The 7,556-nt window shown below is 48.0% G+C and carries 6 protein-coding genes; all 6 read left to right on the top strand.

Annotated elements, in window-relative coordinates; all coding sequences use genetic code 11:
• The coding region (locus VR7878_RS03430; protein WP_139343999.1) for an integrase core domain-containing protein at positions 1 to 217 on the top strand (217 nt) is incomplete at its 5' end.
• Between the two features lie 95 nt (positions 218 to 312).
• The gene (locus VR7878_RS03425; RefSeq protein ID WP_077333471.1) at positions 313 to 1,989 is read left to right on the top strand and encodes a cyclic peptide export ABC transporter; all 1,677 of its coding nucleotides are present in this window, start codon (positions 313 to 315) and stop codon (positions 1,987 to 1,989) included.
• Positions 1,983 to 3,818 carry an extracellular solute-binding protein gene (locus VR7878_RS03420; protein WP_235862841.1) on the top strand — a complete coding sequence of 612 codons (1,836 nt, stop codon included), beginning with the start codon at positions 1,983 to 1,985 and terminating at the stop codon, positions 3,816 to 3,818. The genes VR7878_RS03425 and VR7878_RS03420 overlap by 7 nt, the downstream gene beginning before the upstream one ends.
• A complete protein-coding gene (locus VR7878_RS03415) occupies positions 3,815 to 4,870 on the top strand; it encodes an ABC transporter permease subunit (RefSeq protein WP_077333469.1) in 1,056 nt (351 codons plus the stop codon). The genes VR7878_RS03420 and VR7878_RS03415 overlap by 4 nt, the downstream gene beginning before the upstream one ends.
• Positions 4,867 to 6,021 (top strand): ABC transporter permease, encoded by a 1,155-nt coding sequence (locus VR7878_RS03410; RefSeq protein ID WP_077333467.1) that lies wholly within the window; start codon positions 4,867 to 4,869, stop codon positions 6,019 to 6,021. Before VR7878_RS03415 ends, VR7878_RS03410 begins: the two co-directional genes overlap by 4 nt.
• Entirely contained in the window at positions 6,014 to 7,555 is a 1,542-nt protein-coding gene (locus tag VR7878_RS03405) for an ATP-binding cassette domain-containing protein (RefSeq protein WP_159440424.1), read from the top strand. The genes VR7878_RS03410 and VR7878_RS03405 overlap by 8 nt, the downstream gene beginning before the upstream one ends.
• The last annotated feature ends 1 nt before the right edge of the window (position 7,556 follow it).

The following is a 7,556-nucleotide window of genomic DNA, read 5'->3' as shown; positions in this document are numbered from 1 at the left end:
AGAAAATTCTTATATTGAGCGTTTTAATCGAACCTACCGAACGGAAATTCTGGATATGTATGTTTTTAAAACGCTGAATGAAGTCCGGGATTTGACAGAAAACTGGATGAGGGAATACAACGAAGAAAGGCCACATGACTCACTAAATGATCTCACGCCTTGGGAGTATTTGGAAAGACACGACAGCAGGAAAAACTCTAACTTATCGTGCCATTAAAACTGGGATGGTTACACTTTCTTCTCTATCTTTTTACAAAACACTCGTTCATAATACGAACGCTAATAATTCTTATTTGTTTTCTGGTGTATTGTATGACCTTAGTCTGGACGTTATTGAAGGGAAACACGTTCAAGTTTCTGACGGCGATTTTGTTAAGTGCTTTGAGTGCCGGTGCAGGTGTTGCAGTGATTGCGATGATCAGCCGGGTCTCATCGGCTGATGTGATTACCGGTCAAGATGTCGCTTTACTATTTGTCCTGATCTTCCTGTTATTTGGCTTAAGTTTTTTTTCTCAGGCAATGTTGACATCGTTAGGCCATCATGTGGTGTATCGGCTGCGATTGCACCTGTCTCAACGGGTGTTAAAAACTTCCGTGGAGCGAATTGATCAACTCGGCCAACCCGCCATTCTGGCAGCTTTAACCAAGGATGTGACGTCGATTAGTCAGGCGTTTAACAGCCTGCCATTTGTGGTCTATGGTGCTGCGGTGCTGCTGTGTTGTTATGGCTATCTGTTACAGCTTTCACTGCCATTTTTCCTCTGTACATTGGTGATGACCATTCTCGCGGTGGTGATTGCACGGCAACTGATGTCCGCATCAAGACAGTTGAAGCGAGAAGTACGTGAGAATGACGATCAACTCTATGACCGCTATTCCGGTTTACTACTGGGGCGCAACGAGTTGAAACTCAGCCGTCAACGTCGCAGTAGTTTCTTTAGCAACAGTTTAAAACCGATAGTCAGTAAGGCGCTGGGGCTGGAAGTCAAAGCCGATCGTTATACGGTCTTAAACGGCAGTTGGGTCAATACGTCCATTTTGCTGTTAATCGCTTCAATTATTCTCATCCACAGTCTGTTTGGGGTGGGAACCAAAGAACAACTCACTACATTTGCTCTGACGATTCTGTATTTACGCTCTCCGCTTGCCGGTATGATTGGTTCGCTGCCCAGTTTAATTTTAGGTTCGGTTGCTTACGCCAAAGTACAACAACTGGCATTACATGAAGGGACAGACGCGGTAGGAGAGCTGCCGGAGCCCGAAACATGCTGGCAATCGTTACAGATGAAAAATGTGACTTATCAATACCCGTCAGAATCCGGAGAGCCGGGTTTTGGTGTCGGCCCGATTGATTTTGAACTGCAGCAGGGCGAACTGGTGTTTTGGGTCGGGGGCAACGGCAGCGGTAAATCAACGTGTGCCCGTTTGGTCACCGGGCTTTACACCCCCCATACAGGCAAAATCGTGTTTGCCGGTCAGGAGATTGACGAAGGGAACCGCGACTGGTTTCTCAGCCATTTCTCTGTGGTATTTGCTGATTTTTATTTGTTTAAACAACTGATTAACGAATCGGGTGAAAGACCGGATTCGGCACTGGTTGAACATTATCTCAATGCGCTGTCACTGGAGCAGAAGGTGACGGTCAGCGATGGCGAACTCAGTACCACCAAACTGTCTCAAGGGCAGCGTAAACGTCTGGCACTGCTGCTGGCCTATTTAGAGAATCGTAGCATTATCCTGTTGGATGAGTGGGCAGCCGATCAGGATCCGGCATTCCGCAAAGTCTTTTACACCGAGTTGCTTCCCGAGTTGAAAGCCAGAGGAAAAACCGTGATAGCGATTACGCATGATGATCACTATTTCTACATGGCTGACAAAATCTACCGGATTGATCAAGGACATATCATGGTGGACGATGAAACGGCCCACGATTACCCATCTCACCTTCAGAATCATACCGCTGATGAAAAGGAAGACGTAACATGCTGAGAAAAACACTGGGCGTACTGATGCTGGCGATCAGTTGTCTGAGCCAGCCTGTTGTGGCGAATGAAGTGACCCACGCTGTTTCCCTGTATGGACAGCCGAAATATTCTGCCGATTTTGACCATTTTGCCTATGCCAATCCGAATGCACCGAAACAAGGAGAATTGGTGATTGCAGAAATCGGTAGTTTCGATTCGTTGCATCAATTTATTAATCTGGGAACCAAGCCCAGAGGCTTGTTCTGGCTTTATGACAGTCTGACCGATCGCGGCCACGACAAAGATGAAATCAAAACCCGATATGGTGCCCTGGCAGAAACGATCACCATTGCTGATGATGATTCGTGGGTGACTTATAAACTGAGAAAGAATGCCCGTTTCAGCGACGGTCAACCGGTCACCGCTGAGGATGTGGCATTTTCCGTCAAACAGTACCAAACCGTGGGGCTGAGTAATATCAAATCCCGCTTTCAGAGCGTACACTCGGTTGAGGTGCTGGGGCCGCGGGAAGTGAAGTTTAATTTTGGTAAGCACGGCAGCCGTTTACAAATTCTCAATTCCGGTAATCTGCCTGTCCTGCCAAAGCATGTTTGGCAAAGGAAAGATTTCACCAAACCATCGTTAGATATTCCGATTGGCTCCGGACCTTATCGGATTACCTCAGTCATTCCGGGACGAAGTATTACCTATGCATTACGGGATGATTATTGGGGAAAAGACCTGCCGGTTAATCGTGGCAAATATAACTTCAAAACGATTCGGGTTGAATATTTCCGTGACCGCAACGCGGCTGTGCAAGCGCTAGCGGCCGGTGAAGTGAATTATATTGCTGAGTCTAACCTGGCTCGCTGGCAAAAACTCTATCAGGGTAAGGCATTCGATACAGGGACAGTCGTTAAAGACAGGATTGATTATCAGGCACCGTCATTTGTGACTGCGTTACTGTTCAATCTGCGTGAAGAGAAGTTTGCCAACCCGAAAACCCGCGAAGCACTGGCGTACGCATTCGATTTTGAGTGGTTAAATCAACGTGCTTTTCAAGGCAAATATCAGCGTGCGGAAAGTCTGTTTAACAATAGTTTTCTCGCCTCTGAAGGGCCTGTTTCTTCATCAGAAGCCGCTGTGTTAGCACCGTTTAAACAAGAACTGCCACCGGCATTGTTCTCTGAAACCTTTCATTGGCCGACCACCGATGGTTCAGGTAATGATCGGGCGAACCTGATTAAAGCAAAGCAACTGCTTGAAGCCGCCGGCTGGAAAACCGAGCAGGGGCGGCTGGTTGATGCCAATCATCAACCGTTTGTGATTCACTTTCTGGTGCCGTCTCCGGCGATGAAACCTGTCCTCGGTGCCTATCTGCAAAATTTGAAACGACTGGGAATTGAAGGACAAATCGCGGTGCGTTCAGGTACTGAATTCTATAAGCAGTTGATGCAACGTCAGTTTGATATGACGCCCATTCAGTACAAAGTGCGTATTCCGCCCAACACCGAAGTCCGTTCTGCTTTATTGTCGTCATTTGCTGATGTGGCAACCAGTAATAATATTGCCGGATTTAATGACCCGGTGATTGATGCGTTGGTTAAAGATTTAGTGCATGCCGATAGTTATGAAAGTACCGAAGTCTATGGCCGAGCTCTGGATCGGGTGTTGAAATGGAAATACTACTTTCTCCCGTTATGGGCTCGTAACTTCCAGCTTGTTGCACATGCCAATTATATTCACCGGCCGAAAGTAGATCCGGCCTATGGCTATGAAATCGAATTTTGGTGGGACAGTCGGAATAGCGGGGACAGTCGGAATAACGTACAGCAGGACAGCGCCCACCCATGATGCGCCAATATGTAGTCAAACGGTTGTGCCTGATCATACCGACCTTGCTGGCGATTGTGACACTGAATTTCTTTTTGTTGCAGTGGCTGCCGGGCGGACCGCTTGATGCGGTTCTCGCCCAAATGGGGGGAATGGATACAGGCACGACGTCTCTGTTTGAAAGTGAGAACACCCAGTTGGACGGGCAGCAGATCGATACGCAGTTGCGCCAGAAAATCGCCCGGCAGTACGGGTTTGATCAGCCGCTTTGGCAACGGTATACCGAGACTGTATGGCATTATCTGACGCTGGATCTCGGTAAAAGTTATTTTAGTGGTCAGTCGGTGGCTGCGTTAATCGGGAGCAAATTGCCGACGTCTTTTTCCATCGGCTTTTGGAGTTTATTGATTACCTATGTGGTCGCGATTCCTCTCGGGGTCTGGAAAGCGCTCAATCGCGGTGGATGGCTGGATGCAGTGACCAGTTTTGTGCTTTTTCTTTCTGTCGCGTTGCCAACATTCATTATTGCGATTTTGTTGATGATTCTATTCGCCGGTGGCGGCGTGTTTGACTGGTTTCCACTGCGGGGGCTGGTTTCTCCGGGATTTGAACAGATGACGCTGATGGAACAGATAAAAGATTATCTCTGGCATATTTTCTTACCCGTGATGACTTGTGTCGCTGGCGGACTGGCTCCGATTACGGTCTTGATCCGAAATTCAGTGGTCGATCAGCTCAATCAACCTTATGTCGAAACGGCGCTCAGTATCGGTGAAAGCCGTCAGAGTGTGTTGTTTCGTCATGTATTACCCAACAGCCTACTGGTACTGATAGCCCGAATTCCAGCTGATTTACTGGCATTATTTATGGGCGGGGCTTTGTTAGTGGAAATTATCTTCTCGCTTGATGGTGTCGCGCTGCTGGCATTTGAATCGCTGTTGCAGCGGGATTATCCGGTGGTGTTGGGGATTATTTATGTCTATTCGCTGCTTGGGCTGATGATGACTTTACTGGGTGATATTCTGTACCGCCTGATTGACCCGAGGATGACGTTTGAGGCGGTGAACGGATGAGATTACAGGACAAGCAGTTTAAAGTTGTCAGAAGAGGCAAAATTGCAGCGATGCTCCTTGCCATGATTTTTCTCATCAGTTGTCTGTCCCCCTTACTGGCCAACGATAAACCATTACTGATCGTGTATCAGGGGCAATGGTATTTCCCATTGCTCCATGTTTACCCTGAAACAGTATTTGGCGGTATTTTTGATACAGAAGCAAACTATAAAGATGCGTTTGTTGCCAAAGAAATTACCCAACATGGCTGGTGGTTATGGCCACCGGTTCATTTCTCGTTTGATACGATTAGTTATGATGTGAGTTTTCCGTCTCCCCCGTCAGCGGTGAACTGGCTGGGTGTCGATGACCAAGGTCGGGATGTGCTGGCCCGAATTCTCTACGGAACGCAAATCAGTTTATTGTTTGCGCTTGGGTTGACCATCATTGTCGCTTTGCTGGCATTATTTTTTGGTGCCTGTCAGGGCTACTTCGGTGGTGTTGTTGATCTGCTGGGACAGCGAATTACGGAAATCTGGGGAGCCATTCCGGCTATCTTTATTGTCATGATTATGGCAAGTCTAGTGCAGCCGGGCCCTTGGATGTTATTGCTTATCTTGTCACTGCTAGGCTGGCATCATTTGGCACAGCAGGTTCGGGCGGAAGTATTGCGGATTCGTCAGCTTGATTACGTGCAGGCTGCGATCATTGCCGGTGTTTCTGACCGACGTATTATTTTCACCCATATTTTGCCGAATGCTGTCGTTGCTTTGATCAGTAATTTACCGTTTATTTTTGTCGGGGCATTAGGCGCGCTGATCACTTTAGATTTTCTCGGTTTTGGCCTGCCTGCCGGTTACCCCTCATTGGGAGAGTTGCTAGCTCAGGGGAAAAATAACCTACAGGCTCCTTGGCTGGGCATGATCGGATGCACCTATATTTTAATGCTGGTGACCTCGGTGGTTTTAATCGGGGAAATGGTTCAGGAACTGGCGGCAAGACGGAGCTCTGTTAGAGGGACAGGCGTTGCAGTAACCGTTGAAGGCGTTGCAGGGACAGACGCTTTTACGGATGCGGATATTAAAGGGACAGACACCTCAACAAAAGCTGTTCAATACGGGGACACACCGAATTCTGACTCCGAAACGAAAGGGAGAGACGGGCGTGCTTAAATGTTGTGAGCTTTCATTCTCGATTGGTTCTCAAACGTTGTTAAAGGATGTCAGCTTTGAACTGCCTGCCGGTAAGACGCTTGCGATTGTCGGGGAAAGTGGTGCCGGAAAGACGCTGTTATCGAAATTGATGACGGGGCTTGCACCGAGTAACGGTTTGCACAAGGGACAAATTTTCTTTGAACATCAGGATCTGAGCAAGATTACCGAAAAGCAATGGAGATCACTGCGCGGTAGTGTCATTGGCCGAGTGTCCCAGGAGCCACTGTCAGCTTTAAACCCGGTCAAGCGGGCTGAATGGATACTCACTCGGGCTATTACGTTACATCAGCCCAATCATCAACTGTCTAAACCCCAGATTCGTCAGCGTGTTGATGAGCTGCTGCTTCAAGTGGGATTGCAGCCTGAACATCGAAAACGTTTTCCTCATCAGTTATCCGGCGGGCAAAGGCAGCGTCTCCTGATCGCCATTGCGATCGCAAACTCACCGCAACTCTTGATTGCTGATGAACCGTCAACAGCGTTGGATGAGCAAACTCAGCAGCAAATTTTACGACTCTTGAAACGTTTGCAGCAAGAGCTGAACATTGCAATGGTGCTTATTTCACACGATTTACAATTGGTTCGTGATATTGCTGATCAAGTGCTGGTTCTGAAGCAGGGAGCCGTTGTCGAACAGGGGAGTACCGAACAGATTTTCTCATCCCCGACACAAGACTACACGCGGATGCTGTTAGAGCATGAGTCCTCCGGACGGCCTGAAGCTGTAGTTTCTTCTTCGCTGTTACGTGTAAACGATCTCTCGGTCGGTAATATTATCAATGGCATTCATTTCGAACTGTCCTTGGGAGAGAATCTAGGGATTATCGGCGAGAGCGGGGCGGGGAAATCGACTCTGGCAAAAGCCTTACTGAGGCTTATTCCCGCCGGGGGAATGATTGAATTCGATGGTATGGACTGGCAGCGTCTGTCCCACAAAGAACTGCGAGCACAACGCGGTAAGATGCAATTTGTATTTCAGGATACAACATCCAGTTTTAATCCGCGTCTGACCATTTACCAATCTCTGAAAGATGCTTATTTGGCTCAGAAGCGTGGACAGACCGATACCGTTGCACAAAAGCTCACTCAAGCGATGCAAGAAGTCGGTCTTGATGAGTCGCTGCTTGAACGTTACCCCCATGAACTGTCTGGCGGGCAACGGCAGCGAGTGATGATTGCCAGAGCATTAATTGTGTCACCGAAGCTGTTGATTCTCGATGAGCCGACGACGGCATTGGATCAAGTCAATCGTCGTCACATTATGACGCTGCTGCAGCGTTTACAGGCCGAGCGACACTTCAGCCTGATTGTGATTAGTCATGATCAGGGGCTATTAGAGCGTCTTTGTCATCAGTATCTGGTGTTATCTCAAGGCCAGCAGCGTGCTTGGGGTGAATATTCTGATTTATGTGATGCACGGGACTGCTCTTCTGGTGACTATCCTGAAGAACAACACCACAACAGAAACCAGACATCATTACAGGTTGTTTAAT

The organism is Vibrio ruber DSM 16370 (genome assembly GCF_900163965.1).
GTDB lineage: Bacteria > Pseudomonadota > Gammaproteobacteria > Enterobacterales > Vibrionaceae > Vibrio > Vibrio ruber.
This window is presented reverse-complemented; position numbering and strand designations above follow the sequence as displayed.

Coding starts and splice junctions, on each gene's coding strand:
- VR7878_RS03420 (WP_235862841.1), top strand. CDS start 1,983: ATGCTGAGAAAAACACTGGGCGTACTGATGCTGGCGATCAGTTGTCTG.
- VR7878_RS03425 (WP_077333471.1), top strand. CDS start 313: ATGACCTTAGTCTGGACGTTATTGAAGGGAAACACGTTCAAGTTTCTG.
- VR7878_RS03410 (WP_077333467.1), top strand. CDS start 4,867: ATGAGATTACAGGACAAGCAGTTTAAAGTTGTCAGAAGAGGCAAAATT.
- VR7878_RS03415 (WP_077333469.1), top strand. CDS start 3,815: ATGATGCGCCAATATGTAGTCAAACGGTTGTGCCTGATCATACCGACC.